This window comes from Streptomyces sp. NPDC002573, assembly GCF_042889625.1.
Taxonomy (GTDB): domain Bacteria; phylum Actinomycetota; class Actinomycetes; order Streptomycetales; family Streptomycetaceae; genus Streptomyces; species Streptomyces gibsoniae.
Genome location: NZ_JBIARC010000030.1, coordinates 90161 through 115440 on the forward strand (window position 1 = coordinate 90161; position 25280 = coordinate 115440).

The window sequence follows — 25280 nt, forward strand, 5'->3', positions numbered from 1 at the left end:
GCACGAGGCTCCAGGCGTACGAACCAGCCACCGGACGAATTGCGGTCCTAACCGACCAGACGGCGGCGCCAGTCGAGGGGAGTCACGATGATCGCCCGGTCGGGGTCGTGGTCCCATTCGGTGCCGAGGCCGACCGATTGGAGGGCCGCCACGATCTCGTGCCCGACGGCCGTGGTGGTCTCGGGCGAGTCGTCGAAGCCGCCGTAGAGGAGCATCAGTCCGTGACCGGACGCGGCGGAGTCGGTGCACTGGGAGCGGAAGTAGACGAAGCCGCGGGCGTCGGGACCGCCTTCGCCGCCGATGTCGGCCTGGCCGCAGGTGCGGCAGCAGGTGAAGTTCTCATGGGCGGTGATACCGGCCTTCTGCAGCGCGGTGAAGGCGCGGGTGAGTCGCTCGGGGTCGGTCTCGCCCTGCCAGGTGGCCTGTTCCACCACGCGCTCCAGCCACATCCGATCGGCCGGCGCCGAGGCCTGCTCGTGTGAGACGGGCCGGCGGTCAGCGGTGACCAGGTACGCCTCGGCGAGCTCGGCCAGTTCGTCCCGCGAGGCAAAGCCACCGACCAGCACCTCACGAACACGCCGCTCCAATTCCCGGCGGTCGTCTTCGTCGAGATCGAGCGGTGGCACCTCCTGGGTGGGGCCCATGTCCAGCAGCGACCAGGCGTGACCGGCGTCCCAACCGTCCTCCTGGCGTGCCCAGCCGGTCAGTGCGTCGATCACCGCCTCGGTTCGTCGGCCATGGTCTGGAAATGCGGGTCGGCGGCACCGTCGCGGTGCTCCAGCGTGTAGTTCCCGCCGTCCTCGTGCCAGACCTGAGCGAAGACATCAGGCAGGTCGGGAACTCGTTGGACGACCAGGAACCGGTCATTCTCACCGCCGATGCGCCGCGCCAGCGCGGCCGGTTCGTCGGCGGACACCCGTACATGCCGCTGCCGGTTCTCCGTCTTCACCGCGATCTCGAGCATGCCCAGACCCTGACACACCCCACTGACAACCGCTCCCACGGAACCCAAGCCGCAACCAGACGAAGCCCATTGCCCGCTGCCCGCTGCCCGCTGCCGTCGGCCCGAGAACCGCCTTCCGGTCGGTCTACGACGACCGAGGCGCCGCCGGATCCTTTCGCGGCGGCGCCTCGGGGCCCTGCGGCGCCGGTTCGACGACCGCCCGGCGCCGACCCGGACTGTCACCCCCTGAACTGGGAGTGACACGACGTCAGGCCGAGAAGTAATGGCCCTCGTCGAGGTCCGCAAGCAGACCGGGGTGGCTGGGGTGCCAGTCCAGCTGCTTCCGGGTCAGGGCGCTGGACGCGGGGACGTCGAGAGCGACGAACGGGGCGAGCCAGCCGAAGTGGGCGGCGACCTCGTCGCCGGAGAGGCTGGTGACCGGGAGGCCGAGGTGGCGGCCGATGACGTCGGCGATGTCACGGAAGGGGACACCCTCGTCGGCGACGGCGTGCAGACGGGTGCCGGCGGGCGCGGACTCCAGGGCCAGCCGGAACAAGGGGGCCGCGTCCAGCCGGTGCACGGCGGGCCAGCGGTGGGCACCATCGCCGACATGGGCCGACACGCCATGGGTCCGGGCGAAGCCGATGAGGGCCGGGACGAAGCCGAGGTCGCCCTGGCCGTGCACGGTAGGGGGAAGACGGACGACACTGGCGCGGACTCCGTGCTCGGCCAGGGCGATCACCGCCTTCTCCGCCGGGCTCCGGTGGGTCTCCTCGACGGGTGTGTCCTCCTCCGTGGAGGGACGGCCGGAGGGCTGGACGAGCGCCGTGCCGGAGGCGTAGACGAAGGGCTTGCCGGAGCCGTCGAGGGCGGCGGCGAGGGTCTCGATGGCGCGCAGGTCGACGGCGCCGGCGGCGGTGAGGTCCCCGCTGTGGAGAAGGTCGTGCCGGTACGCGAGGTGGATGACGCCGTCCGAGGCGGCAGCGGGGCCGCGCAGGCTGTCCGGGTCGTCGAGATCGCCGCGGTGCACCTCGGCCCCGGCTGCTTTCAGGGCCGTGGCGCCCTGTTCCGAGCGGGCGAGCCCGACGACCTGGTGTCCGGCGTCGAGGAGATCCCGGACGACGGCGGAGCCGATGAATCCGGTGGCGCCGGTGACGAAGACATGCATGGTGACTCCAGCGTTGAGAAGAGTCGAGAGGAAACGGACGGTCCGGTGCCCGCGCCGACGCCGCGCGAAGCGGGGCAACGCCGGGGGCCCGGGCCGGTGCTTCCATCCTCCGAGCGGGAGGCGGGGCAGGTCCAAAGCCTGTTTCGTATGGAGCGATGCGATCGAGGCATCACCGCAGGTGAGGAGGCATTTCCGGTGGTACTGCCAGTCTGCCGGAGGTACGCTTCAGGCATGGCAGAACCCACCACGGCAGCCGACCTCGACCTGCGGCTGGTCCGGTACTTCGCGGCCGTAGCGGAGCATCGGCACTTCGGCCGGGCCGCCGAGGCGCTGCACATCACCCAGCCGTCACTGAGCCGTCAGATCCGCCGCCTGGAACAGCAGTTGGACGCGCGGCTGCTGGACCGTACGCCGCAGGGCACCCGGTTGACCGGCGCGGGGGAGGTCTTTCTGCCGCTCGCCAGATCGCTGCTGCGGTCCGCCGCACAGGCGGCGGCGCGCACCCGGGCCGCCGCCGAGCCCAGCCGGATCACTGTCGGCTACCTCACGCAGCTGATCGTCACCCCGGCCGTGCGTGAGCTGCGGCGCCGCCACCAGGAGGCCGACGTACAGACCGTGCACCTGGAGTGGAATGACGCGCGCGCCGCACTGCTCGACCACCGGGTGGACGCGGTGGTGGCCCGGCTGCCGTTCCCGACCGAGGGGCTGCACATCACGGTCCTGTACTCCGAGCCCCGGGTGCTCGTGGTGCCGCGCGACCACCGTCTGGCGGGCAAGGAGTCGGTGACCCTGGACGACGTCGCCGACGAACCCCTGCCGCAGGTGCGGGGTTCTGATCCGGCGTGGAGCGCGTACTGGCGCATCGATCCCCGGCCGGACGGCCGCCCGGCGCCCGGCGGTCCGTTCATCGAGGCCATGGAGGACAAGTTCGAGGTCGTCGCGGCCGGTGAGGCGGTGGCCATCTCGGTCGGCGGCGGCATCAACCGCCTGCGCCCCGATCTCCTCGCGATCCCACTGGAGGGCGTCGAGCCGAGCCATGTGGTGCTGGCGACCCGCGCGGGTGAGCGCAGCCGCCTGGTGGCGGACTTCAGCACCTGCGCCCGAGCCCTGCTCACCGGCCCGCTCCCTGTCGGGGTGCCGGACAGCGCCTAGGACTGGGGTCCGACTCCTACGCTGACTGATCGTCAAGAACCGGGCTGTGCAAGCGATGTGGTACCCGTCGGCCGACTGATAGGAGCGGTGTCGGCGTCCTGTAGGCGTGGTGCCGGTGTCTCGTCGGTGCCCCCGGCAAGGATGGCCGCAGGGCACCGAACCTGGGAGGTCCACCATGGCCGACACCATCCGATCGCAGCACTCACGCACCACCTCGGTCCTGATCTCCGGCGCGGGCATCGCCGGGTGCGCTCTCGCCCACTGGCTGGAGCGCTACGGCTTCCGTGTCACCGTCGTCGAGCGCGCCCCGGACTTACGCGCCGGCGGCCAAGCGGTAGACGTGCGCGGCAGCGCCCCCAAGGGCGCGGTCGAAGGGAGTCATCTCGCCGGCGTCGACGGCCGCGGGCCGCTCCGGGGGCGGGCCGGTCAGCTGGGCGCGCTGGTCGGGGCCAGGGCGGCGATACGCCAGCGGCCGCCCTCGGTGAACATGTGGGTGACGATCACCAGATTGTCGGTCGGCCCGCAGGCGGACAGCGCCGCCTTGTGCGGCGCGCGGACCGCGGCCGGATCGGAGACGTCGGCGGTCAACGGCACGCAGCTGCCGTCGGCCGCCTCGATCTCCTGTCTTGTCTGCTCGGCCGCGGCGGGTCGACCGCGACGACGGTCGCGCCGCAGCGCGCCGGCCCACGGACGATGGCCGCTCCTAGCCCGCGCGCCGCGCCGGTGACCACCGCGACACGTCCCCGATGGGTTACCCACGGAGCGGTCTCAGTCGCAACTAAGTCTTCTGGCATGTGAGTTCTCCTCGGAACGGCAGGCGGCGACACATGCCGGCCAGTTGAATCTTCAAGTCGAACTCTGGACCTCATGAACTTGAATTTTCAAGTCAGCTGGCTGTGCTGACTCATCAATGGCTGGATATGCGGACCGCTGCGGCCGCTCCGCTCAGCGGGCGGGGGAGTCGATATGTTCGAGGATGCGCTCGGCGTCCGGCCCCAGTCGGCGCAGCCGTTCGCCGGAGAGGTTGTCGACGACCAGATGGCGCACATACGCCACATGGCCCGGTGCGGCCGACTCCAGTTTGCTCATCCCGGCGGACAGAAGGATCGCATTGGTGAAGCGGCCGTCCGTCGGGTCCGGCTCACGTCGTACGTACCGCGGCCTTCGAGCCGCTTCACCAGGTGCGACAACCGGGACAGGGAGGTGCTGGTGTGCTCCGCGAGGGTGCTCATCCGCAAGGTCCACTCGGGTGCGTCGGCGAGCATGGCGAGCGTCATGTACTCGACCATGCTCAGCTCCGCCTCCCGCTGCAGCTGGGCGTCGATCGCCCAAGGGAGGCGCGTGATCAGCCGGACCAGGGACATCCACGACGACAGCTCCGCGGGGGCCAACCGCGGGGTGGCGTGCTCGCCAGCGGGCGGTGACGTGTCCGAGGAGCTCATTTCGCGAGCGTATCAGTGCTGCACACCCGGCGGGCGGGCAGCACTCGCCGCTGCCGACCGCCATGAACGGACGTACATTCCGACGTGTGAACGGGACGCCCCAGTGCATCGCCCCGGCGACGGACCGTACCGGCGCTGAGTGTCTGCTGGAGTATGCCCACCCGGGTCTGTCCGATAGTCAGTCGTCGGCGTGGGAAGAGCTCTAGTGTCCTCGCTTGTGACTGAGCTTTCATCGCATCACCGTGCGACAGCTGATGCCTACGATGTCGTCGCCGTGCGCTACGCGGAATTGTTCCGCGACGCGCTCGACGATCTTCCGTTGGATCGAGCGATGCTCGCCGCGTTCGCCGAGACCGTGCGGGCCGCCGGCCCCGGGCCGGTCGCCGAACTGGGCTGCGGCCCTGGACGTACGACTGCACATCTGCGGGATCTGGGGCTGGACGTCTTCGGTGTCGACCTGTCACCCGTGATGATCGATCTTGCCCGCGAGGCGTACCCGGACCTGCGGTTCGAGGTCGGTTCCATGGACGCCCTGGAGTTGGCTGATGACCGGCTGCAAGGCGTTGTGTCCTGGTATTCGGTCATTCACACCCCACCGCAGAACCTGCCTGCGTACTTCGCCGAGTTCAGGCGGGTGCTCGCGCCCGGTGGTCGGCTCCTGCTCGCTTTCTTCGAGTCGGAAGGCGAGCCGACCACGGCGTTCGACCACAAGGTGACGACGGCCTACCGGTGGCCGATCGACAACCTCGCGGGACTGGCCGGCGAAGCCGGCTTCATCGAGGTCGGCCGGATGCTGCGTGAACCAGGTGAGGGGGAACGGTTCCGCCGTGGTCATCTGCTGATGCGCCTGGAGAAGTGACTCAGGTGAGCTCGGATGCCGCCGTCGATGGCAAGGAGCGCGGCGGCCTCCGCACCGTGGGAGCGGCGCAGCTCCTGTGACTCCTGAGCCATGGACGGTGGTGCGGTGAGCGGGCGGAGCTCTCCAAGGTGTGCATCGCGAAGGTCCACTGATCGGCCCGGAGGTGCCATGACCCCGCGGATGAGGTTGTGCACGATCACGCTCGACTGCGCCGATCCGTCGGCTCTGGCGGCGTTCTACCAGCAGGCCACCGGCCTTGAACCGCACCCGAAATCAGGCGACGACTTCGCCTGGCTCGACCGTGGGGACGGGTTCTTCATCGGTTTCCAGCGAGTCGACGACTACCGCGCTCCTCGCTGGCCGGATCAGACCGTGCCCCAGCAGGTCCATCTCGACTTCGCGGTCGACGACCTGGACGAGGCGGAGGCCCGACTGCTGGAACTGGGCGCGGGCAAACCGGAGCACCAGCCGAACGAGGCCAGGTGGCGGGTCCTCACGGATCCGGCCGGACATCCCTTCTGCCTCGTCAGGGAATGACGCGACACCGACTCCGTAGGCCCCCTGCATGCGGCTGCTGGTGGCCTCCGTAGGCCCCCTGCATGCGGCTGCTGGTGGGCCCTCGTCAAGTGATCGCGTTGCCCACGCGAAGATCATCACAGCCGAGGCCACGCCGGCCGGTGGGAGCGGGCTGCGATGAAGCGGCCATCTCTACAGGGGACTTCGTGAGCCGACGACCATTGCTGTTCCTGGACATCGACGGGCCGCTCAACCCGTACGCGACGCCGTCCGGTAGGTGTCCCGAGGACCACGTCACCGTCCACGCCCCGACCGAGGCACGCCCCTCCAGCGCGGTCGGAGGCCCGCGGTCCTCCATGCGCCCGCAGGTGGTGTGGCTCAATCCCACCCACGGCCGGGCTCTGTCGGCACTCGGGTTCGAGCTGTGCTGGGCCAGCGCCTGGATGAGCGACGCGAACCGGTGGATCGGCCCGGTCCTCGGCCTTCCGCCCTTGCCGTTCGTCGACTTCGGTGACGCCCTGATGCGCGAGCGCCCCGACGGAGTCCATTGGAAGTCCGCACCGCTTGTCGCCTACGCCGACGGCCGGCCCTTCGTCTGGGTGGACGACGAGCAGACCGATGCGGACCACGCCCACATCACCGCCACTCATCGAGCCCAAGCCGTACTCCACCACGTCGACCCACGCACGGGCCTACGGCAGGAGGACTTCACCGCCCTGGCCGGCGTCGCCGCCGCCCTCAGCGACCCTGCCGCATCGTCGTGAGCCCAGGCCTGCCTGCATGGCTCGGCCCAGGGACAGCCTTCAGGCGGGACGGCGGAACAGGGCCGTCCAGAGGAAGGGTTCCCCGAAGCACGGGGACTCAGGTGCTTCGTCGTGCATGCGGCGCAGTTCGAGCTCGGTCAGGTCGGAGAAGATCCGGCGCAGGGACTCCGGCGTGTAGGCGAGGCCGCCGTGGAGGCGGGACTCGCGATAGAAAGCCGCGTCGGGGAGTTCGGAGCCCATCTCTCCGGAGGCGAAGCAGGTGAGCACGAAATGGCCGCCGGGGGCCAGCGTGCGATCGAGGAGGGTGAGATAGCTGACGCGGCGGTGCGGCGGCAGGTGGTGGAAGCAGCCGGAGTCGTAGATCAGGTCGTAGGGGCCGCCAAGACCGTCCGCCGTGAGGTCGAAGGCGTTGCCGCAGTGGAAGCGGACATCGGCCCCCGCCTCGCGGGCGCGTTCCTCGGCCCAGGCGATGGCCGTCGGAGAGAGGTCGACGGCGTCCACCTCGAAGCCCAGGGAAGCGAGATGGAGGGCGTTGCGGCCCGGACCGCAGCCCACGTCGAGGGCACGGCCCGGAGTGATCAGGCCACGGTCGAGGTACGACACCAGGTTCTCGTCCGGCTTCGCCACGAAGAACGGCACAGACTTCGAGCGGTCGGTGTAGAAGTAGTCCCACCAGGAGGCCGCGTCGGTCGTCCAGCGGTCGGCCTCCGGTGCGAACAGGCCGTCCATGAGCCTCAAGACGTCGTCCACCGTGCGTATGTCGCGGTCCATTCCGCCCCCCTTTTCAGAGGCGAAAGCTTAGGGAGGCGCGACGCAAAAGACCAGATCGGACGGCATGAGGGGATGGCCTCGGTGGCGGTCTGAAGAGCTCCGGAGTGGGAGGGCGGCAACTCCTCCGCGGGGGCAGGGGGCTGCGCGCACAGACCCCGCAGCAGGCCGTCAGAGGGCCATTCCCTGCGCGGCCGAGGGGACTTTCTTGAATCAGCTGATCACCTGGCCGCGCAGGATGATGCGACTGGGGTGGGCCAGAACCGAGCCGTCGAGAGTCGGGTCGGTGTCATAGGCGACGAGGTCGGCGGGGCCTCCGTCGACCAGTCCGGGCAGCCCCAGCCAGGCTCGGGCCGCCCATGACGCCGCCCCCAGCGCTGTCTCGGCCGGCAGGCCGGCGCGAACAAGCCATTCGACCTCCGATGTGACCCTGCCGCACGGGAAGCTGTCAGTGCCTGCGAGCACGGTGACTCCGGCCTCGTGGGCGGCCCTCACATTGGGCAGCATGCCCTCCCAACCGCTCAACCACCAGTCGCGACGGGCGCTCGGCTCTTCGGCGCGCTTTCGATCGGCCCCGGCGCCGAAGACGCTGAGCGTCGGTACGAACGCAGTGCCCTGGGAGGCCATCCGGTCGATCAGTTCGGGAGCGAGGTGCATGCCGTGCTCCAGGCTGTCGACGCCTGCCTCGACGGCATGGCGACTGCCCTCGGCGGTCTGGCAGTGGGCGGCCACGCGACCGCCGGCCGCGTGCACCGCTTGCACGACGGCGGAGAGAACGTCCTGAGGCAATGCCGGTTCGTCATACTTCCAGTCCGCGATGACCTTGCACCAGCCGGAGGACGCCTTCGCCTCCTCGACGGCTGCCTGCACCAGGTCCGCTTCGCTCACATCACGCCCGAAACCGGGGAAGAAACGGCCGGGAGTGGCCAGCCAACGCCCGGCTGAGCGAACCCGCGGCATCCCCGGATCCTCGTCCACCCAGCTCGGTATGCGCGCGGCAGACCCGGGCGTCCGCACCAGCAGTACGCCGGCGTCGCGATGGTCGGTCAGATGCCGGCGGAGCGTCTCATCGCTGAACGGGTCGTCCAGTTCCTCAGTGCCCGGGTGCGTGTGCACGTCCACCAGGCCGGGCAGCAGCCACCCGCCGTCGACGACGAGATCCGCGCCGGGGACCGGTTCGGTCCGTAGCCGGTCGCCGTCGATCCAGAAGGAGCGCTCTCCCCGCTCCGGCAACACGATGCCGCGCACCTGGAGTACCACCCGCGAGCGCCCCCCTCGCATCCCGATGAGCCGATTCGCCGATCGTACTGGTGCGTCGCCAAAGCGGAACTGATCTTCGCATTCGGCGTGTTGGCGACCCAGCGCTGGATCGGCTGCGTGCTGGACCGGCTGACCTTCGCCCCGCCCATGACGGCCGAAACCCACCCGCATCGCTCCGATAGCATGATCGGATCACGATGAGCGCCCTCATCGCCCGTCCTTCACCGGAAAACCAGGCTATACGGCACGAAGAGTGACCTGAAAAACTAACAACTAACAAATCGGCCAAACAATTGATACCTAGAGCATCGCGGGTGTTTTCGCGAATAAATTTCAGAACTGCGTTCGCCGCGTGGCGTCAACCACGGGTCATGCTGTGGACCGCGGCAGGTGTGGTGACCCTCGGGTTCCTCATCGCGCTGGAGATCGCAGCGCGTCACTACGGCCTGCCGGGACCGATCGCCAGCCAGGTGCGAGAGGTGGTGTTCCCGCCCAAATCCGGCTTTCTGCTGTACGGCAGTCTGGCGTTGATGATGGTCGCGCTCACCTGGCGGCAGCGGTTCATCGCGGCAGGTGCCGCGGTCGGCATCGACGTCGTCATCCTCCTGGCGCGATGGGTGGCCGGCATCAAGGTGACCGAAGGCCACCCCTTCGGCAACGGCGCGCTGTGGGTGATGTTGGGCTGTGCGGTCATCGCTGTCACCCGTCGCACCGGCCAGGAACGTGTCCTGCTGCTGAAGGGTGTCGGGCTGGGCCTGCTGCTGGTGGCGGGCCGTAAGACCGGCGACACCTGGCTCCTCATCACGTCGAAGACCCGCCCGGCGGTGCTCGACCAGTACGTGGCAACCGCCGATCACGCGCTGGGCAACCCGTCGTGGGTGGTGGGCCGGATGGTCGCGGCCACCGGCCCGATCGGCGCCCACCTTCTCCACATCGTCTACGGCCAGCTCGCGGTGGCCGCGGTCGTCGTCGCGATGTACCAGCTGCGCAACGTGGCGACCGAACGCCGCTTTCCGCGCCATCACCTGGTGCGCACCTTTCTGGTCATCGGCCTCCTCGGGCCGGGCATCTACATGATCTTCCCGGTGGTCGGACCGGTCTTCGCCTACGGCGCCGACGGCGGACACTGGGCGGTGGCCGACGTGTGGCCGCACACGCCGCCGCACATCGGCACCCCGCACCACATGCCGTTCGACGGGATCACCCCACGCAACTGCATGCCCAGCCTGCACACGGCATGGGCTACCGCGATTTTCATTCATTCCCGCAAGGGCCCACGGTTTCTGCGGTTCGCAGGCGCCTTCTGGCTGATTGCCACGCTCGGCGCGACGCTGGGATTCGGCTACCACTACGGCGCCGACATCGTTGCCGGAGTGGTGTTCGCGGTCACGATCGAGGCAGGGCTGCGGTCGCTCGAACGTGGCTGGGATCGCTCGGGAATCCAGCTCGTCGCCTACGGTGCAACGGTCTTCACCGCGCTCCTGGTGTCCTATCGCTGTCTGCCCGTGGAGCTGGCCGAACATCCCTGGGTGTTCGGACCACTCCTCATCCTGGCGATGACTTCTGTGGTCAACGGCTACCTACGGACCATCAAACTGTGGGAGCCGAAGGCTGTACCGGCGCTGCCGTCGGAGCCGCAACCCGAACTACGAGCTGTCCAGTGATGATCCGACTCTTGGCCGGCGTCAGCTTTCCGTCTCGTGTTCGGGTGGCGGACCGTCGCGGGTGGAGGCGCGAGCGAAAGCGGCGATGTCCCGGAGGCTCGGCCGGTATCCGTTCGAGGTGTCCACGGTCAGGGTCGGGACGTCCAGGGAGATCGGCACGAAGGACTGGAGCGAGTGCTCTCCGGCGGCGATGGCTTCGAGCAGATCGTGGTCGCCGTGAGCGGCACGGTGAGCGTCTTCCCGGGTGCGCCGGACGATACGGTCGTGAGCGACGCCGGCGGCGGTGGTGCACCGGATGACGCGGAGGTGCGCGAGGCCGGTGAGCGGCTCGAGGCCGGGCCGCCACAGCCGGTCCTGGAAGGCCGCTTCGGCGACCAGCGTGACCCGGGCCTCCAGAAGCACCTTCAGCGTGGCGAAGAAGGCGCCGAAGGTGGGACGGTTGAGCGGGTCGTCGCCGCCACCGCGGTAGCCGGGGTGGGACATGACCATGCCCTGCTTGATCTCGTCGCGGATGACGGCGGGGCAGCCGAGGGCACCGGCGAGTTCGTGAGCGAGTGTCGTCTTCCCCGTCCCGGGACCGCCGCTCACGACGATCAGGGTCGGCGTGCTCATGGAGCCTTCTCGCACGTCAACACGGGGCTCCCGTTCGTGGCGTCGTCCTGTCAGGGTGGGGCGGAGGGCGGTGAATCCGGTCTCGCGGGACGGCGACCGGGTGCGAACAGTGTACGAGGGGGACCGTCATGACGTACACGCCATCATTCTGGCCTGTGTCCGTGAAAGGGGCGGTTCCGGACACTCACGGCCGGGTTTTGCCGCTGAAGAACGAACGGGACGAGTGGGAGCTTCCTGGTGGACGACTGGAAATCGGGGCATTCGGAGGGTCCGTGGCAGCCGATGAGAGTCCTGAAGCCGGCTTGGAGCGGGAGATCCGGAGGAGAGCGGCTGGGAGGTGCAAGCCGGGCCGCTGATCGAGGGCGGCGTCTGGATCTACGAGCCGATTCCCGCACGCAAGATTCTGATCGTCACCTACGGCTGCACAGTCCGCACTCCAGACCGAGCGCCGGTCGTCAGCCACGAACACCGGCAGCTCGGCCTGTTCACCCCCGACCAAGGCGATCAGCCGGATGCGGCCGCCCCGACCGGAGCTCTCCCTGCCGCGGGCCGCCCCGTTCGGCTCCGGCGGCCGAGACCCGCGGCTGCGGCAAGCCGAACGCGGTCGGCGGGAGGCACCCCCTCGGCGTCACAGGTCCGCACCCCCGCGCGACGCGATGTGGAAGTCGAACGCGAGGGTCTCGGGGTCGAGGGCCGTCGCCCCGCCGTCGACGGTAGGAGCGGATCCGGGCGAAGCGCCTGGCGCCGGTCAGGGTGTGCCAGGATTCGGCGATCTTCTGTTGCGCCTTGACCATCCGCAGGTCGCGTTCGACAGCGTTGTTGTCGAACGGGACCGCGAAGTCGGTCATGTATCGCTGGTACTCGGCGGTGCGGTCTCGCAGCCGTTCGGCCAGTGCTCTGGCCTTGGGTTTCGGTTCTGTGCCGGGGTGCGGGTTGGCGGCGGTGCCGCACAGCGCAGCCTGCCGGTAACGGTCTTGGAAGTCTGTGAGGGCGGCGGGAGCCAGAGCGTGCTGCCCGGTGGCGAGGGCCTCGGCGACCGCGTCCTCGGCCTCGAGGAGTACGTCGATCATGGCCTGGGCCCATGCTGGGTCGCGGCGGGTGTCCTCGGTGACGGCGATCAGTTCGCGCAGGACGTGCGCGCTGCACAGCGCCTGGGCATCGCCGTAGATCGTGTAGGAGGCCAGGGCGTCGGTGACCAGGGTGCCGGTGAAGGCGGGCAGGATCGCGAAGTCGTCCATCGCCGCCGGCCGCGCTGGGCGTGGATGCCGTAGAAGGTGACCAGGTGGGTGCACATCACGTGCAGCCAGTGCAGACGGCCGGTCACCCGCACCCCGGACTCGTCCGCGTGCGCCATCGGGAGCGGCGGCCAGATGCTCCTTGACCTGGGTCTCGAAGTCTGCGAGCCCGTCGTGGGCGCGCTGCAGGACGGAGATGACATTCCCGGTGGAGACCGGTAGGCCGAACAGGCGTCCATCGCCTCGGCCAGGCGTTTGGCCGGCAGGTGCTGATAGGCCGACAGATAGCAGACCGCCGCCCGCACCCCGGCCCCGTACACCGTGGCCGCGCTGACCCGTTCGGGCGCCGTCGCGGTGGTGGTGTGTCCGCAACCGCACACCCTCTGGTGCAACCGGTGCTCGGTCACCTCACGGCGGATCTCGGGCAGGTCGAAGGCCTGACGGGCCCGATAGCCCGCGCTCTGTGCGCGGTCGAGTCCGGTCCCGCAGCCGCCGCACACGACCGGATGGTGATCGACGACCTGGTCCGGGTCGGCGACCTGCTCCAACCGTCCGCCCGGATCCCCTGGGGCCCGGCCCGGCTTGCGGCCCGACCGCCGACGCAGCGACTTCGGCGCCGGCTTCTTGCCCAGCCCGTCGCTGGACGGCGGCTTGGAGGAGTTGTGCGAGTCCGCCGCGACTGCCGTTCCAGCTCCGCGATCCGCTCTGCCTGAGCGGACACCAGCAGTTTCAACTCCACAACCAGCGACGCCAACTCCTCGTACGAGTGCTGCGGCGGCGGGGCGGAGGACACAAGATCAACCTACCTGACCGGAGTGAGCATCCGGCCAGCATCGACGCAGCTCAGCGGCTTCTGTAAACAGCCACCCAGGAAGACACCTACCTGGGAATTCTCGATCCGCCCGGCCGTTCCCGAATACTGCCGGGCCACGCCCGCCGACCGGACACCCTTTTTGAGGAATCCCGTCTCATCGAGAATAAGGATTCCCCGCTCGGGGTCCCCGAGGTGCTCCACCACTGCGTTGCGGACGTCATCACGCACGGCGTCCGCGTCCCACAGGTAGTGGTTCAACAGCCGCTGCATGCCCTGAGGACCGTCGTCCCCGGCCGCCTCCGCCAGGGTCCAGCCGTTCTTCCGCTCTGTCTCACTGAGCAGTCCTCGCAGGTAGGACACCATCCGTCGTCGGGGCTCCACCCCGCCGAACCGGCCCGCGAACCTCGCCGCGAAGTCATCAAAGGCATCTGACCAGCCGTCAGTTATCTCTTCCCCCACGCAGCAATCAACGACGCCGCACCCACAACGTCACGGAGTGTCGTTGCAGTATTAGAACTCCTAACAGAATGGATCGAAGATGGGGTGAGCCGGGTGGCGGTCACTCGACGCCGTTGCCACGGTGGACGGCTGCCGCCCTCCGATCCGGCCAAAGGGAGGACTTGGCAGCCCAGGTCCGCCTGGCCCCGGGCCGGCTGTGGCTCGGAGTGCCTAGGCTGTCACCGCTACGGAAGGGCGGTGCTATGGATGCTGACTCCCGGACCAGGGCCGCGATCGAGGAGCATTGGCGGGCTTCGGAACACGGGGACACCGAAGCCGAGCACGCCATCTACGCCACGGACGCGATCCTGGACTACCCGCAGTCAGGTGAGCGGTTCCAGGGCCGGGGGACGATCTCAGCGCAACGCGGCGGGCACCCGGCCGACCGACACTTCACCGTCCACCGGATCACCGGCCATGCGAATCTGTGGGTGAGCGAATGCCTCATCACCTACGACGGTGTGCCTTCGTGCTCGGTGAGCATCATGGAATTCGCTGACCAGCACGTGGTGCACGAGACGCAGTACTTCGCCGACCCCTTCGGTGCGCCGGCCTGGCGGTCCGCGCTCGCGGAGCCGATGCCGGGCCGGACCATCGCCGGAGCCTGATTCTTGGCCTCGCTCGGGTCAGCCGGGCGACCAGCCCGTCACTTTGTTGAAGTTCCAAGAACTCCTATTGCGATGGCTTCAAGCGCCTCCAGCAGATGAGCGCGCATGCGAGGGTGAGGAAGGCCTCGTGGATGTCGTCGCGGATCTCCCAGCGGATCCGCAGGCGGCGGAACCAGTGCAGGTGGGCGAACGCACGCTCCACGACCCAGCGTTGAGTGCCGAGTCCGGAACCGTGCTCGGTGCCGCGCCGGGCGATCAGCGGCTTCACGCCGAGGTCCCAGACCAGCCGGCGGTACTTGTCGTGGTCGTAGCCACGGTCACCTAGCACCATGTCCGGGCGACGCCTGGGCCGACCGCGCTTGCCACGCACGGGCGGCACGGCTTGGAGGAGCGGGATGAGTTGAGTGACGTCGTTGCGGTTGCCCCCGGTCAGGGTGGCGGCGAGCGGGATACCGGTGGCGTCGGTGATCAGGTGGTGTTTGCTGCCCGTCCTGCCCCGGTCGACGGGGCTTCGTCCGGTCTTGGGGCCCCCTTTAGCGCGCGGATGTGGGAGCCGTCGACGGCAGCTCGGGAGAAGTCCAGGGCGTTCGCGTTGCGGAGCTTGGCGAGGGGGACCTCGTGGAGCCGGGCCAAACACCGGCTTCGGTCCACTCGGCCAGGCGGCGCCAGCAGGTCATGCCCGAGCCGAAGCCGAGTTCTTGCGGCAGGTGTTCCCAGGCGATCCCGGTGTGCAGGACGAACAGGATGCCCTGGAACACCAAACGGTCTGGATGCCGCTTGCGGCCTGCGTGCCGCATCCGACGTTCGACCTTGGGCAGCAGCGGCTCGATCACCACCCATAGCTCGTCGTCGACTTCCCACGGCTTCGGTCGAGCCACCCAGCACCCCCGGATCATCAGTCCCGGAATGATCAAACAACCTTGAAGATCGTTTCGTTAGGAGTTCTTACACCCGAGGATGCCCTGAGGAGCAAGAGGTCGGTACCGCCTCCACCATCAGCTTCACGACGTCGAACTCTGGTACCACCACAGCACGTATGACCGTCACTTCATGGAACGCTCTGCAGTCCCCATCGGGCCATGCGCCTCGACACATGCTGGCGAGGCCTCGCGGGCGCCGCACGAAGCGTCATGTCGGAGGCATTCCCCGTCCTTCGCGCAATGCTGCAAGCCGGGCCATTTGCTCACCCATGCCGCGTGCTCCGGCCAACGGCGTGTGGACGTGCGGCCAGACGGAGTGCACGAGGCTGATGTGTCGTGCACCGCCGAGGGCCACCACCGGGTCAAGGCCCACGATGTCACGCACGGTTGCCTGTTCCAGAAGGACCTGGCTCGTTACCGCGTCGGCTGCGCCATGAGGTGTGTCGTACGGCTCGATGACGTCGTCGAGGTCGAGGAGCCCGTGGCGTGCGGAGAGAATGAGCAGCAGGTCAGGTTGCAGTGCGTCGGCCGCCTTGCGGCATGCCCGGTGGTAGGAGCCTACGTACATGTCTGCGGAGCGCGCGGGCGAGCCCAGTTTGCGGCTGCCGCACGGGATGACGACGAGTCGTGGCTTGAAGTAGTCGAGATGGTCGTTTGTGGTCATGTCTGTTGTCCTGCCTGTGCGTGTGATGTGAGCACTACTGGTCGTGTGCCCACCCGGCGTGTTCTGGATGAGACCCGCCTGCGGGGCGGCCGAGCCGGGGGGAATGACGATGTCGGAGTGGAATTTCGAGAAGAACAAGGTCATGCCGGATGACGGGCTTGAGGCGTCCACGGGAGGGAACAGGGGAGGCAGCCGATGGAAGCTCAGACCCGGCAATGCCGCCGTCGCACGAACAGCTGGCGCACACTCGGCCTCTTCGAGCGGGGCCCGCTATGTCCCCTGACACGCAGCGGCAGCACCATTCCGCCAGGCCCGCCGCGGCCGCAGACTCTCGCTTTCGCCGCCGGCGGCACGTCAGACCACGCGCTCCTTGGCGTTGGTCCTCACCGTCGGAGTCTCGGCCGGTGTCGGGCGGATTCCGGCGAAGCCCAGGAACGCACCGAAGGCCGTCATGCCGGCGGCGATGGTGAAGCTGAAGGCGTAACCGTGCGCGGCGGCGGTCAACGGGTCGGCGCCCGCACGCCTCAGCACGGCGGCGTGGCCGGTGCCCAGTGAGACCAGGGCAGCCAGACCGATGGCGCTGCCGATCTGCATGGACGCATTGTTCATGCTTGCGGCGATGCCCGCGTCCTCACCGGTGGCGCCGTCCACTCCGGCGACAGTGGATCCGACGAGGACGAGTCCGCCTCCCAGCGGCACGAGGATCAGTCCGGGCAGTACGTCGGCCACATAGGTGCCGTGGCTGCTCAGCCCGGCAAGGAGGAGGTAGCCGACGGTGGTGACCGCAAGCCCTCCTCCGTTCAGGGCCCGCAGACCGAACCGGGGAAGGAGGCGTGGTGCCATCACGGTGGCGCTGAAGAGAATGACCAACCCGAACGGTACAAAGGCAAATCCGGTCGCCAGCGCGGAAAAGTGCAGTATGCGCTGGACATACAGGCTCAGTGAGAAGAAGAGGGTGGCGAAGCCGACGTAATAGCAGATGCGAACGATGTTGGCGATGCTCCGGTTACGTGAGCGCAGGAATGCGAGGGGCACCAGAGGCTGGGCCACGCGGGCCTCCACCAGCACGAAACCGATCAAGCAGAGCACACCGAGCCCGACGCAGCCCACGACGGAGAACGAGAGCCATGCGTGGCTGTCCTTCTCCAGGAGGCCGAACACGACCAGGAGCAGACCGAGGGTGACCGTCACGGCGCCGAGGACGTCAGGCCGACCGCGCTTGGTGGCCCGGCTTTCGGAGACGAGCTTGAAGGTGGCGAGAAAGGCGAACGCGGCGATGGGCAGATTGATGAAGAAGATCCAACGCCAGGAGGCGACGGTGGTCAGGACGCCCGAGAGCACGACGCCCAGGGCCACACCAACTCCGGCCAGGCCACTCCAGATGGCCATGGCCCGTGCCCTTTCCTGCCGCTGTGTGAACAGCAGCGTCACCAGGGACAGTGCCGCCGGGCTCACGAGTGCCGCACCGACGCCCTGTACGAAGCGGCTGGCGATCAGTACACCGGCCTGCTGGGCCGCTCCGGCGCTTGCCGACGACAGCGCGAAGATCGCCAAGCCGGTCAGGAAGAGGCGTCTGCGGCCGAGCAGATCGCCCAGGCGCCCGCCGAGCATCAGCAGCCCACCGTAGGTGACGGTGTAGCCGTTGACGACCCATGCCAGGCCAGTGGTCGTGAAGCCGAGATCGTGCTGGATGGGGGGCAGCGCCACATTGACCACGGTCACATCGAGGAGCAGCATCACCTGCACCAGGCAGATGATCCCGAGCGCGCGCCACCTGCGCGGATCCGGTTCGGGAGTGGGACTGATCGCAGTCATCACTGATCGCCTTCTGTTCGGTCGGGCCGCCGCCGTGCCCCCGGACGCCGTCTCAGGAGGCGAGGGCGCGAGCCGGCCCGGCCCACGGACATTTCCTGAGCTGTTCAACTCGCAGGCGCCGGGTGTGCGTGGCCGCGGATAAGGACAGCGAAGGCGCACATTCGGTCTTCGCTGCGGGATCGGTACCGGAGCGAGCCTGAAACACCTTCGGGTGCCGCCGCCTCCGAGGAACGGCGTCGGCACCTGCGGTGTCCCGCGAGGGACGGAGGGGTCAGCCCTGCGCCCTCATCCCTCGGCGATACCCCGGGTGCGCCCGATAGGGGCTGACACTCGACTCGCCCAGCATCCAGAAGCGCCAGGGGTACAAAGCAGCAGGACCGCCCACCCCCGTACGCGGCCCTCGACCGACCCGCGCGGACGAGATGCCCCCGGCGGGTTCCGCGAGGAACAACTCCGCCGCTCCGTCGCATGCTGACTGTCCGTCATGACACAGATCGGCGATGCCCAACGCTCGCGCGAGGTTGGCCGGGCCGCGCGCCAGATCGCGCGCCCGTACCCCAGGCCCCCGGCGTTCTTGCGCGACGTCTGCTCCCTCCACGACGGTGCCGGCGCGGAGCAGCACCGAAGCGGGACGCCGCCCGGGTCCGCAGACGGCGTTCAGGCACCGATGCACCGCGTGCGTCCGGTACACATAGAAGGTCCCCGGGGCCCCGAACTCCGCTCGATTGGTCCGGTTCGGGCCCCGGAACGCGTGCGAGGCAGGATCGTCCGGCCCCTCGTACGCCTCCACCTCGGTGATACGCACCGCCGTCACGCCGCGCTGCGAGCGCGAGACCACGAGAGCACCCAGGAGTTCGGGAGCCACTTCAAGGGCGGGCCGGTCGAAGAAGTGCTCGCGCAAAGCGGGCCGTCCTGCCGACGACGCCCCTGGCTCTTCGAACGCCCGCAATTGCTCGTGATCGGCCCCGCCCGCGCCCGGGACCGTCAGGTTCTCTGTCAAGCCGCTGCCTCCTGTCGAGATTCCGGGTCGCCGGATCCGGTGACCCCTCCGTCCCAGCGCTCTCCTTGCGTTGCTCCATGGCCGTAGAAGCTGCCGTGGGGCGCTCGGATACGGACTTTCGAGCCCAACGCCCACCATGCCGTTGGAAGAAGGAACACGCTTCCGAACGAGGTGACTTCGAGGCCGAGCATGCGATCTACGCTGCGGACGCGGTGCTGGACTATCCGCAGTCGGGTGAGCGTTTCCGGGGCCGCGAGAAGATCGCGGCGCAACGCGGCGGGCATCCGGCCGACCGGCACTTCACCGTCCTGCGCATCACCGGCCAGGCGCATGTATGGGTGAGCGAATGCGTCATCACCTACGACGGTGCGCCTTCGTACTCGGTGAGCGTCATGGAATTCGCCGACCAGCAGGTCGTCCACGAGACGCAGTACTTCGCCGCTCCTCTCGGCACGCCCGCGTGGCGGGCCGCGCTCGCGGAGCCGATGCCGGGGCGAACCATTGAGGATGCCTGATCGGCCTCGTCCGGCACGGCCGACGTGCCGGATCTCGGCGATTGCCCATGCGCGCCGGACACCTCCAGGGCATCAGGCAGGTTTGTCGTCGCCTGCGGTGTGCGTGGTGCGGAAGCGTGCTCGGTAGGCCCCCGGCGTGATGCCCAGGTTGCGCGTGAAGGCGCGGCGCAGCGACTCCGGTGACCCGAAGCCGGTGCGCCGGGCCACCGTGGCCATGGGGTCGTCGCTGTCCTCCAGCATCGCCTGGGCGGCCTCTATGCGGACCTGCTCGACATAGCGGGCAGGGGTCGTGCTCATCTCGTCGTGGAACAGGCGTGTCATGTGGCGGGTGCTCACACCCGCCCGGCGCGCCATGGCGGCAAGGGTGTGCGGGGCGGACGGGTCCTCGGCGACCGCGTCCAGGACCCGGCGCAGCATCTCCTGTCTCGCGCGCGGGGTGTGGGTGCGGACACTGAACTGGGACTGGCCGCCCGGCCGCTGCATGAACACGACCATGTCCTTGGCCACGGCGCGGGCGACGTCGGCGCCGAGGTGCTCCTCGACCAGGGCGAGCGAGAGATCGATGCCCGAGGTGACGCCTGCGGAGGTCATGATGTGGCCGTCGCGTACGAACAGGGCGTCCGCTTCCACGCTCACCTTCGGGTAGCGCAGGGCGAGCTGGTCGGCGAAGCGCCAGTGCGTTGTCGCCTTGCGTCCGTCGAGCAGTCCGGCCGCGGCGATGAGGAAGGCTCCGGTGCAGATGGACGCGGTGCGGCAACCATGTGCGTCGAGCGCCCTGATGGCGTCCAGCAGGGCGTCGTCCTTGATGAGGGAGGGCCACTCGGGGCCGCCGGGGATGATGACCACATCGCTGGCCGCCTGTACCTGCGCGGCAGCGAGGTCGACGCGCAGACCGGTGCCGGCTGCGGTGACCACGTCGGCGCCGTCAGGGGAGACCGTGCGTACGCGGTAGCGGCCGCCGAATTCGTTGGCTGTCGTGAACACCTCGATCGGGCCGGTGACGTCGAGCAGCCGTACGCCGGGGAAGACCAGCACGGTCACCAGGAGCGGCTTCCTGCCTGACGGCCTGTCCTTCATCGTGCGCCTCCCGGACGGACTGGGGCCCACATCGGAGGACACCATCATCCGCCCGGCGATGCTCTGCCGCTCCCTTGCCGATTGTCGTCCGCGTCCCTGCGGCATGCTGCTGCCTTCCGTGGTGTGGAACGAGGCGTCGGGCTTCGGCGCCTCGCCCGTGTTCAGCGGTCGTTTGCCGTCTCGTCATGGCCACAGGTGTGGCCACAACACGCTCGGACAAGGACATCGGGGCATCCGGCCGGCGCCCGGCAACAGGCCTGCACGGTGCTCGATGTCCTGGTGTGAGGGCGTCATGGCGCGTGCTGTTCTGTGGCGGGAGCCGCGCTTCGCCATAGCGTCGAGGGCACCAACGGGCCGACGGTCTCGGCCGCGTCCCTGAGCTGCTGGGTGTGGCCCGGCCAGTCGGCCGGCCCGTCACCGTGGCTGGTCGTGGACGGTGACGAATCCGACACCCCAAGAGAAGGCACTCCGCGCCGTGACACCCCACCCCAGTACCAGCCGAGCGGTCCCGTCCCAGGTCGGCCCGGCCCCGAGAGCGTCCGCGGTCCGCTCGGCCCCGAGATCATCCGTGCATGTACGTGACCAGCCGGACGAGGGGAACGGCAGGGAGCGGGGCCGGCTCGGTCCCGGCTGGTTCGCGGCCGTCATGGGCAGCGGGATCGTCTCTGTCGCTGCGGCTACGCTGCCGCGTGGATTCCCCGGGCTCGGCGAGACCGCCACGGTGGTCTGGGCGGGGACCGCGCTGCTGCTGATCGTGCTCGCCGTCAGCTATACAGGGCAGCGGACGCTGCGGGTGCATGCCGGTGATCCGGTACTGGCCCAGTTCTTCGGGGCGCCGCCGATGGCTCTGCTCACCGTCGGGGCCGGGACGCTGCTGCTCGGCCGGCGGCTGATCGGGCAGCGTGCGGCGGTGGATGCGGACTGGGTGCTGTGGTCGGCCGGTACGGTGCTGGGTCTTGCCACCGCCTGCACGGTGCCGTATGTGATGGTCACGCGGCACCGTTTCACGCCGGACGCGGCGTTCGGCGGCTGGCTGCTACCGGTGGTGCCGCCGCTGGTCTCCGCCGCGACAGGCGCGCTGCTCATCCCGCGGGCGCCGGCCGGGCAGGTGCGGCTGGCCCTGCTGCTGTGCTGCTACTCGATGCTCGGGCTCGGGTTGGTCGCGGTCCTGCTGGTGCTGGCCATGGTCTACAGCCGCCTGGTGCATCATGACGCGCCCGGCGGTGCGGTGGTGCCCACGATGTGGATCGGTGTGGGGGCGCTGGATCAGGCGGTGACGGCGCTGGGGACGCTGGCCACGGCGTCGCCGAGCGCGCTCCCCGCCCCGTACGCGCGCGGGAGTGGTGTCGTAGCGCTCCTGGGTGGGCTCGGGATCTGGGGCTTCGCCCTGCTGTGGCTGGTACTGGCCACAGCGCTGACCATACGGGAATTCCGCAGAGGGCTTCCCTTCGCAGCCACCTGGTGGTCCTTCATCTTCCCCCTCGGTGCGTGCGTCACCGGCACCAGCGCACTCGCTGCTCGTACCGGCTCGCAGCTATTCGTCTGGATCGCCGTCGTCCTGTACGCCCTGCTCGTCGCCGCCTGGGCGGTGGTCGCCTGGCACTCCCTGCGCCATGCTGTCCGGCAGCGTGAGCGCGCCCGCCGCTGACAGGGCCCGCGTAACGCTCCGCATGACACGGACGCGCGCCAACCCGGCTGTCTGCCGACGGGCAGCCGGGTTCGCGCCACACCGCAACACGTGCCTATGGCAGCGCCCCGGGTGCCGTCGAGGCCGTGCTCTGCGGGCGGGCCGTCTGCCCCGCACCGGCGGATCCGTGCGCGGTCGTGGGGCGGGCCCGGAGTCTGGCGGCCACCATGGCGGCGAACACGACAGCCCAGAACACCACGGCGACCCAGACCTCCCAGCGGCCCACGCTCGTCATCCACGAGGTTGCGGTCGCGCGTCCCAGCTCATGCGTGGTGACCGCATACATGCCGACCGGGAAGACGAGGTTCCACCAGCCGAGCTCGTAGCGCAGCGGGATACGGCGCAGCGCGTGCCGCCAAACGCCCAGAGCCAGCAGGAGCGGAATCAGCCAGCTTGAGAACGCCCACGGGACAACGGACGTCCCGATGACGAGCGGGCGCGACACCATCGTGCTGCCTGGATGGAGTGCGATCAGCCGGACTCCGGCGAGCACGGCGATCGCCGCCGCCCCCATGAAGATCCATACGGACGTCATGAGGCCTTCCGGCTGCACCGGCCGGACCAGCAACCGGGCCAGGACCAGCGCGGCGGTCAGCAGGTACTGCATCAGGCCGACGGCCCAGCACACCACTGCCAGGACGGCCAGTGCGTGTCCCGGGGTCACCCGAGCCAGCGATGCCGCCGCGACCGCCACCGACTCCGATCCCACCGACCACAGGAACCAGGTGCCGTTCACCTGGTCGAGCGAGGGGCCCCGCTTCAGCATGAGATGAGCACGAGCGGAATGCCGTAGTCCAGCACCACCCACCCCAGCGTCCCGAACGCCAGGAACGCCCCGGCGACCGCGGTGTGTCCGGCCGGCACAAAGCGAGCAGCCAGCACGTTCGAGGAGATCGCGAGGGTGAGGAACGCGAAGGCACGCGGCCCGAAAAGATCCGCGACGAACCGCTCGCGCCGGCGCAGCAGCCGCCAGCCGTAGGCGGGCACCAGTACCGCATGACCGCCCAGGGCCACCACAGCAGTACGGCGGAGGCGGTGTCGGCGCCGCTGACGTACAGGGCCGTGGAGACGATGCCGGTGCCCATCACGAACGCAAGCGCGCCCGCGTTGAGATTGGCCACCGCGGCGGAGACGGCCGCGCGGTGTCCGGGCGACCGGGAACCGGGAGCAGTACGTCCGTGCTCAGGAAGGGCGGCATCCGGGCGCCGCTCATCGTGAGAGCCGGGTTCGGTGAGCCATTCGGCCAGGACCGCGGTATGGCTGTGGTCCATGTCCTGGGTGGCGGTCAGCAGGGTGAGGCTGCGGTGTTGGGCCAGGCCCCGAAGCCGGGCAGCTGCGTATTTGTGCCGTTGATCGCCCAGTTCGGTGAGATAGCGGCGGCGGAACTCACCGAACCGCTGGGGATGGTGGCGGTACAAGCGCTGCAGCGCGATGGATGGTGCGACCTCCCGCAGCCACTCGTCGAGCGGTGCGCCTTGCCGGCGCACACCTTCCGGCCAGACCCGGTCGACCAGCACGCGCTCGCCGACCTCGCCGTCCTCGCTTGGCGTCTGCTCGTCGATTCTGCGGCAGACGATCTCGGACATGACGCATCCTCCGGCCGCTTTCGCAGTAGAAGCATTTTACTGGTATGCGAAATTCATTGCCTTTTGGGTGCGGGGATGGTGCGGGGACCCGTGGGTACCGCGGTGACGGCCGCGCGGGCCAGGGTCTGGGTGACGGTGTACGCGATCGCCTGAGCGGTCAGGCCTGCTTCCGCGAGGATCTCGGCCCGGCTGGCCTGCCGGGGAAACCCGTCCGCCACGCCCACGGCACGTACCGGGGTGCGGATGCCGGCCTCCTGCAGGCCCTGGGCCACCGCTATGCCCACTCCTCCGGCGCGCAGCCCGTCCTCGACGGTGGCGACCAAGGCGTGCTCGGCGGCGAGCGCGGGCCGATCGCCGGGGAGCGGCTTGACCCACAGCGGGTCCACCACGGTGACCTCCACCCCCTGCTCGGCGCACAGCTCCGCCGCTTCGAGAGCGACCGAGGCCGTCGTTCCGACAGCGACCAGCAGGACGCCGCCGCCGGGGGCCTCGCGCAGGACGTCGACCACACCGGCGCGGCCGAGCGCCGGGATCGCCGGGCCGACCATGCCCCTCGGGTAGCGCAGGACCGTCGGCGCGTCGTTGATCGACACGGCCTGCCGCAACTGCCGCCGCAGCGTGCGCGCATCGCGGGGAGCCCCGATACGCAGGCCGGGGACAGCTTGGAGCATCGCAAGATCCCACAGCCCGTTGTGGCCGGGTCCGTCGTCACCGGTGACTCCGGACCGGTCGAGGACCAGGGTCGCACCGAGCCGGTGCAGTGCGAGGTCCATCAGCACTTGGTCGAGGGCGCGGTTCAGGAACGTGCCGTACAGGGCGATCACCGGATGCAGGCCCGCCATGGCCATCCCGGCGGCCGAGGCGACCGCATGCTGCTCGGCGATCCCGACGTCGAAGAACCGTGCCGGGTAGCGTGCGGCGAAGTCGTTGAGACCGACCGAGCCGGGCATGGCCGCGGTAATCGCGACGACGTCCGGGTGCGCGTCGGCCAGTTCGACCAGTTCCCGGCCGAACACTGCCGTCCAGGTCAGACCAGTGGGCCGCAGAGGGGGCCCGTCTGCGGATCGATGATGCCGTGCAGGTGGTCCTCCTCGTTCTGCTCGGCCGGCGCGTATCCGAGCCCCTTGCGCGTGATGCAGTGGACGACGACCGGCGCGCCTTGGGCCTTGGCCCGTTCCAGGGCTGCTTCCAGAGCGGTGATGTCGTGGCCGTCGACGGGCCCGAGGTAGTGCAGTCCCAGCTCGCAGAAGAGCGACTGCGGCATCACGGCCTCCGCGCTGCCCCCTGCGAGGCCCGCTTTCAGGCCCTCCTTGATGCCTTCCTTGGCCGCGTGCAGGGTGCGGTGCAGCGCCCGGCCCGGCGCTCCGGCACCGTCGAGCGCCTGTCTGCCCCAGCCGGCCAGACGCTCTCGCCGTGTCGTCGGCTTCTGTGGCGCAGCGTGTCGAATGGTGTTGCGACCTGGTGACCAGAATGGTCACCGAGGTGCTTGCCGAGCACTGGAACTCTGCGGACGTGGCCCAGTTGGCGTCTGGTGTGGATGCGGGCGGGCAAGCGTTGCTGTCGAATGCGTGGATGGCGCTGCGCCGCCTGGGCTGGACCGCCGCCCCGGCGCAGGGCGTCAAGGTGAATGACCGCGTGGTGCGGATGGCGCAGGAGCAGGCCGGTCGCACGCTGCGTTCCGTGGATTGGCGTGCCGACGTTGTCGCCGGGATC

Annotated in this window: 24 protein-coding genes and 6 pseudogenes; 10 read left to right on the top strand and 20 right to left on the bottom strand. The window is 69.3% G+C overall.

Going from position 1 to position 25280, the window contains the following annotated elements; translation table 11 throughout:
* Positions 1-47 precede the first annotated feature (47 nt).
* Together ACFYX0_RS26350 and ACFYX0_RS26355 are read right to left on the bottom strand one after the other, a co-directional pair.
* Positions 48-964 (bottom strand): annotated as a pseudogene (locus ACFYX0_RS26350) (DUF6891 domain-containing protein).
* Positions 965-1211: 247 nt separating this feature from the next.
* Complete coding sequence (locus ACFYX0_RS26355) at positions 1212-2111, bottom strand: SDR family oxidoreductase (RefSeq protein WP_388973622.1); 900 nt, start codon at positions 2109-2111, stop codon at positions 1212-1214.
* Between the two features lie 231 nt (positions 2112-2342).
* Between ACFYX0_RS26355 and ACFYX0_RS26360 the strand changes: the two genes are divergently transcribed.
* Positions 2343-3263 carry a LysR family transcriptional regulator gene (locus ACFYX0_RS26360; RefSeq protein WP_388973624.1) on the top strand — a complete coding sequence of 307 codons (921 nt, stop codon included), beginning with the start codon at positions 2343-2345 and terminating at the stop codon, positions 3261-3263.
* A 175-nt stretch (positions 3264-3438) separates the two neighbouring features.
* Positions 3439-3618 (top strand): annotated as a pseudogene (locus ACFYX0_RS26365) (FAD-dependent oxidoreductase); the annotation flags it as partial.
* Positions 3619-4208: 590 nt separating this feature from the next.
* Here the strand turns inward: ACFYX0_RS26365 and ACFYX0_RS26370 are convergent.
* A complete protein-coding gene (locus ACFYX0_RS26370) occupies positions 4209-4352 on the bottom strand; it encodes a hypothetical protein (protein WP_388973626.1) in 144 nt (47 codons plus the stop codon).
* Positions 4349-4705, bottom strand: a complete 357-nt coding sequence (locus tag ACFYX0_RS26375) for a hypothetical protein (protein ID WP_388973628.1) — start codon at positions 4703-4705, stop codon at positions 4349-4351. Before ACFYX0_RS26375 ends, ACFYX0_RS26370 begins: the two co-directional genes overlap by 4 nt.
* A 217-nt stretch (positions 4706-4922) precedes the next feature.
* Here ACFYX0_RS26375 and ACFYX0_RS26380 point away from each other — a divergent pair, with 217 nt between their 5' ends.
* The 3 genes from ACFYX0_RS26380 (at position 4923) to ACFYX0_RS26390 (ending at position 6844) form a co-directional block, all read left to right on the top strand.
* Positions 4923-5564, top strand: coding sequence for a class I SAM-dependent methyltransferase (locus tag ACFYX0_RS26380; protein ID WP_388973630.1), 642 nt, complete (start codon positions 4923-4925; stop codon positions 5562-5564).
* 168 nt (positions 5565-5732) lie between these two features.
* The gene (locus ACFYX0_RS26385) at positions 5733-6101 is read left to right on the top strand and encodes a VOC family protein (protein WP_388973632.1); all 369 of its coding nucleotides are present in this window, start codon (positions 5733-5735) and stop codon (positions 6099-6101) included.
* A 185-nt stretch (positions 6102-6286) separates the two neighbouring features.
* Positions 6287-6844 (top strand): hypothetical protein, encoded by a 558-nt coding sequence (locus tag ACFYX0_RS26390; RefSeq protein WP_388973634.1) that lies wholly within the window; start codon positions 6287-6289, stop codon positions 6842-6844.
* 39 nt (positions 6845-6883) lie between these two features.
* Here ACFYX0_RS26390 and ACFYX0_RS26395 read toward each other — a convergent pair whose 3' ends face one another.
* Positions 6884-7615: a class I SAM-dependent methyltransferase gene (locus ACFYX0_RS26395; RefSeq protein WP_388973636.1), complete on the bottom strand. Its 732-nt coding sequence runs from the start codon at positions 7613-7615 to the stop codon at positions 6884-6886.
* Between the two features lie 210 nt (positions 7616-7825).
* Complete coding sequence (locus ACFYX0_RS26400; protein WP_388973638.1) at positions 7826-9043, bottom strand: amidohydrolase family protein; 1218 nt, start codon at positions 9041-9043, stop codon at positions 7826-7828.
* Positions 9044-9243: 200 nt separating this feature from the next.
* Between ACFYX0_RS26400 and ACFYX0_RS26405 the strand changes: the two genes are divergently transcribed.
* Entirely contained in the window at positions 9244-10536 is a 1293-nt protein-coding gene (locus ACFYX0_RS26405) for a phosphatase PAP2 family protein (protein WP_388973640.1), read from the top strand.
* A 21-nt stretch (positions 10537-10557) separates the two neighbouring features.
* Here the strand turns inward: ACFYX0_RS26405 and ACFYX0_RS26410 are convergent, their stop codons facing one another.
* From ACFYX0_RS26410 to ACFYX0_RS26425, 4 genes and pseudogenes are all read right to left on the bottom strand, one after another.
* Entirely contained in the window at positions 10558-11148 is a 591-nt protein-coding gene (locus ACFYX0_RS26410) for an AAA family ATPase (RefSeq protein ID WP_388973642.1), read from the bottom strand.
* Between the two features lie 485 nt (positions 11149-11633).
* The gene (locus tag ACFYX0_RS26415; protein WP_388973644.1) at positions 11634-12386 is read right to left on the bottom strand and encodes a transposase; all 753 of its coding nucleotides are present in this window, start codon (positions 12384-12386) and stop codon (positions 11634-11636) included.
* Positions 12387-12946: 560 nt separating this feature from the next.
* A pseudogene (locus ACFYX0_RS26420) lies at positions 12947-13048 on the bottom strand (hypothetical protein); the annotation flags it as partial.
* Between the two features lie 137 nt (positions 13049-13185).
* Positions 13186-13644 carry a transposase gene (locus ACFYX0_RS26425; RefSeq protein WP_388973668.1) on the bottom strand — a complete coding sequence of 153 codons (459 nt, stop codon included), beginning with the start codon at positions 13642-13644 and terminating at the stop codon, positions 13186-13188.
* 254 nt (positions 13645-13898) lie between these two features.
* Here ACFYX0_RS26425 and ACFYX0_RS26430 point away from each other — a divergent pair, with 254 nt between their 5' ends.
* The gene (locus ACFYX0_RS26430; protein WP_388973646.1) at positions 13899-14303 is read left to right on the top strand and encodes a nuclear transport factor 2 family protein; all 405 of its coding nucleotides are present in this window, start codon (positions 13899-13901) and stop codon (positions 14301-14303) included.
* 64 nt (positions 14304-14367) lie between these two features.
* Here the strand turns inward: ACFYX0_RS26430 and ACFYX0_RS26435 are convergent.
* The 4 genes and pseudogenes from ACFYX0_RS26435 to ACFYX0_RS26450 form a co-directional block, all read right to left on the bottom strand.
* Positions 14368-15199 (bottom strand): annotated as a pseudogene (locus ACFYX0_RS26435) (IS5 family transposase).
* Between the two features lie 232 nt (positions 15200-15431).
* Entirely contained in the window at positions 15432-16031 is a 600-nt protein-coding gene (locus tag ACFYX0_RS26440; protein WP_388973648.1) for a DUF6884 domain-containing protein, read from the bottom strand.
* Between the two features lie 210 nt (positions 16032-16241).
* Positions 16242-17702 carry an MFS transporter gene (locus tag ACFYX0_RS26445; protein ID WP_388973650.1) on the bottom strand — a complete coding sequence of 487 codons (1461 nt, stop codon included), beginning with the start codon at positions 17700-17702 and terminating at the stop codon, positions 16242-16244.
* A gap of 271 nt (positions 17703-17973) precedes the next feature.
* A complete protein-coding gene (locus ACFYX0_RS26450; RefSeq protein WP_388973652.1) occupies positions 17974-18702 on the bottom strand; it encodes a DNA-3-methyladenine glycosylase in 729 nt (242 codons plus the stop codon).
* 77 nt (positions 18703-18779) lie between these two features.
* Between ACFYX0_RS26450 and ACFYX0_RS26455 the strand changes: the two genes are divergently transcribed.
* Positions 18780-19217 carry a nuclear transport factor 2 family protein gene (locus ACFYX0_RS26455; protein ID WP_388973654.1) on the top strand — a complete coding sequence of 146 codons (438 nt, stop codon included), beginning with the start codon at positions 18780-18782 and terminating at the stop codon, positions 19215-19217.
* 72 nt (positions 19218-19289) lie between these two features.
* Here the strand turns inward: ACFYX0_RS26455 and ACFYX0_RS26460 are convergent, their stop codons facing one another.
* Entirely contained in the window at positions 19290-20294 is a 1005-nt protein-coding gene (locus ACFYX0_RS26460; RefSeq protein WP_388973655.1) for a GlxA family transcriptional regulator, read from the bottom strand.
* A 568-nt stretch (positions 20295-20862) separates the two neighbouring features.
* On the opposite strand from ACFYX0_RS26460, the gene ACFYX0_RS26465 reads away from it, so the two are divergent.
* Positions 20863-21942: a TDT family transporter gene (locus ACFYX0_RS26465; RefSeq protein WP_388973657.1), complete on the top strand. Its 1080-nt coding sequence runs from the start codon at positions 20863-20865 to the stop codon at positions 21940-21942.
* Positions 21943-22036: 94 nt separating this feature from the next.
* On the opposite strand, the gene ACFYX0_RS26470 is transcribed toward ACFYX0_RS26465, so the two are convergent.
* The 5 genes and pseudogenes from ACFYX0_RS26470 to ACFYX0_RS26490 all read right to left on the bottom strand — a co-directional run bounded on the left by ACFYX0_RS26470 (position 22037) and on the right by ACFYX0_RS26490 (position 24831).
* On the bottom strand, positions 22037-22747 hold the full coding sequence (locus ACFYX0_RS26470) for a tellurite resistance/C4-dicarboxylate transporter family protein (protein ID WP_388973659.1): 711 nt from the start codon (positions 22745-22747) through the stop codon (positions 22037-22039).
* Positions 22741-22998: a hypothetical protein gene (locus tag ACFYX0_RS26475; RefSeq protein ID WP_388973661.1), complete on the bottom strand. Its 258-nt coding sequence runs from the start codon at positions 22996-22998 to the stop codon at positions 22741-22743. Before ACFYX0_RS26475 ends, ACFYX0_RS26470 begins: the two co-directional genes overlap by 7 nt.
* A gap of 251 nt (positions 22999-23249) precedes the next feature.
* A pseudogene (locus ACFYX0_RS26480) lies at positions 23250-23567 on the bottom strand (DUF488 domain-containing protein); the annotation flags it as partial.
* 53 nt (positions 23568-23620) lie between these two features.
* Positions 23621-24583, bottom strand: a complete 963-nt coding sequence (locus ACFYX0_RS26485; RefSeq protein WP_388973663.1) for a transketolase C-terminal domain-containing protein — start codon at positions 24581-24583, stop codon at positions 23621-23623.
* Between the two features lie 11 nt (positions 24584-24594).
* On the bottom strand, positions 24595-24831 hold the full coding sequence (locus ACFYX0_RS26490; protein ID WP_388973664.1) for a 1-deoxy-D-xylulose-5-phosphate synthase N-terminal domain-containing protein: 237 nt from the start codon (positions 24829-24831) through the stop codon (positions 24595-24597).
* Positions 24832-25037: 206 nt separating this feature from the next.
* Here ACFYX0_RS26490 and ACFYX0_RS26495 point away from each other — a divergent pair.
* Positions 25038-25280: pseudogene (locus tag ACFYX0_RS26495) on the top strand (transposase); the annotation flags it as partial.

Coding starts and splice junctions, on each gene's coding strand:
- ACFYX0_RS26355 (WP_388973622.1), bottom strand. CDS start 2,111: ATGCATGTCTTCGTCACCGGCGCCACCGGATTCATCGGCTCCGCCGTC.
- ACFYX0_RS26360 (WP_388973624.1), top strand. CDS start 2,343: ATGGCAGAACCCACCACGGCAGCCGACCTCGACCTGCGGCTGGTCCGG.
- ACFYX0_RS26370 (WP_388973626.1), bottom strand. CDS start 4,352: ATGAGCAAACTGGAGTCGGCCGCACCGGGCCATGTGGCGTATGTGCGC.
- ACFYX0_RS26375 (WP_388973628.1), bottom strand. CDS start 4,705: ATGAGCTCCTCGGACACGTCACCGCCCGCTGGCGAGCACGCCACCCCG.
- ACFYX0_RS26385 (WP_388973632.1), top strand. CDS start 5,733: ATGACCCCGCGGATGAGGTTGTGCACGATCACGCTCGACTGCGCCGAT.
- ACFYX0_RS26395 (WP_388973636.1), bottom strand. CDS start 7,615: ATGGACCGCGACATACGCACGGTGGACGACGTCTTGAGGCTCATGGAC.
- ACFYX0_RS26400 (WP_388973638.1), bottom strand. CDS start 9,043: ATGCGGGTGGGTTTCGGCCGTCATGGGCGGGGCGAAGGTCAGCCGGTC.
- ACFYX0_RS26405 (WP_388973640.1), top strand. CDS start 9,244: ATGCTGTGGACCGCGGCAGGTGTGGTGACCCTCGGGTTCCTCATCGCG.
- ACFYX0_RS26410 (WP_388973642.1), bottom strand. CDS start 11,148: ATGAGCACGCCGACCCTGATCGTCGTGAGCGGCGGTCCCGGGACGGGG.
- ACFYX0_RS26415 (WP_388973644.1), bottom strand. CDS start 12,386: ATGGACGACTTCGCGATCCTGCCCGCCTTCACCGGCACCCTGGTCACC.
- ACFYX0_RS26430 (WP_388973646.1), top strand. CDS start 13,899: ATGGATGCTGACTCCCGGACCAGGGCCGCGATCGAGGAGCATTGGCGG.
- ACFYX0_RS26440 (WP_388973648.1), bottom strand. CDS start 16,031: ATGACCTTGTTCTTCTCGAAATTCCACTCCGACATCGTCATTCCCCCC.
- ACFYX0_RS26445 (WP_388973650.1), bottom strand. CDS start 17,702: ATGACTGCGATCAGTCCCACTCCCGAACCGGATCCGCGCAGGTGGCGC.
- ACFYX0_RS26455 (WP_388973654.1), top strand. CDS start 18,780: ATGGCCGTAGAAGCTGCCGTGGGGCGCTCGGATACGGACTTTCGAGCC.
- ACFYX0_RS26460 (WP_388973655.1), bottom strand. CDS start 20,294: ATGAAGGACAGGCCGTCAGGCAGGAAGCCGCTCCTGGTGACCGTGCTG.
- ACFYX0_RS26470 (WP_388973659.1), bottom strand. CDS start 22,747: ATGCTGAAGCGGGGCCCCTCGCTCGACCAGGTGAACGGCACCTGGTTC.
- ACFYX0_RS26490 (WP_388973664.1), bottom strand. CDS start 24,831: ATGCCGCAGTCGCTCTTCTGCGAGCTGGGACTGCACTACCTCGGGCCC.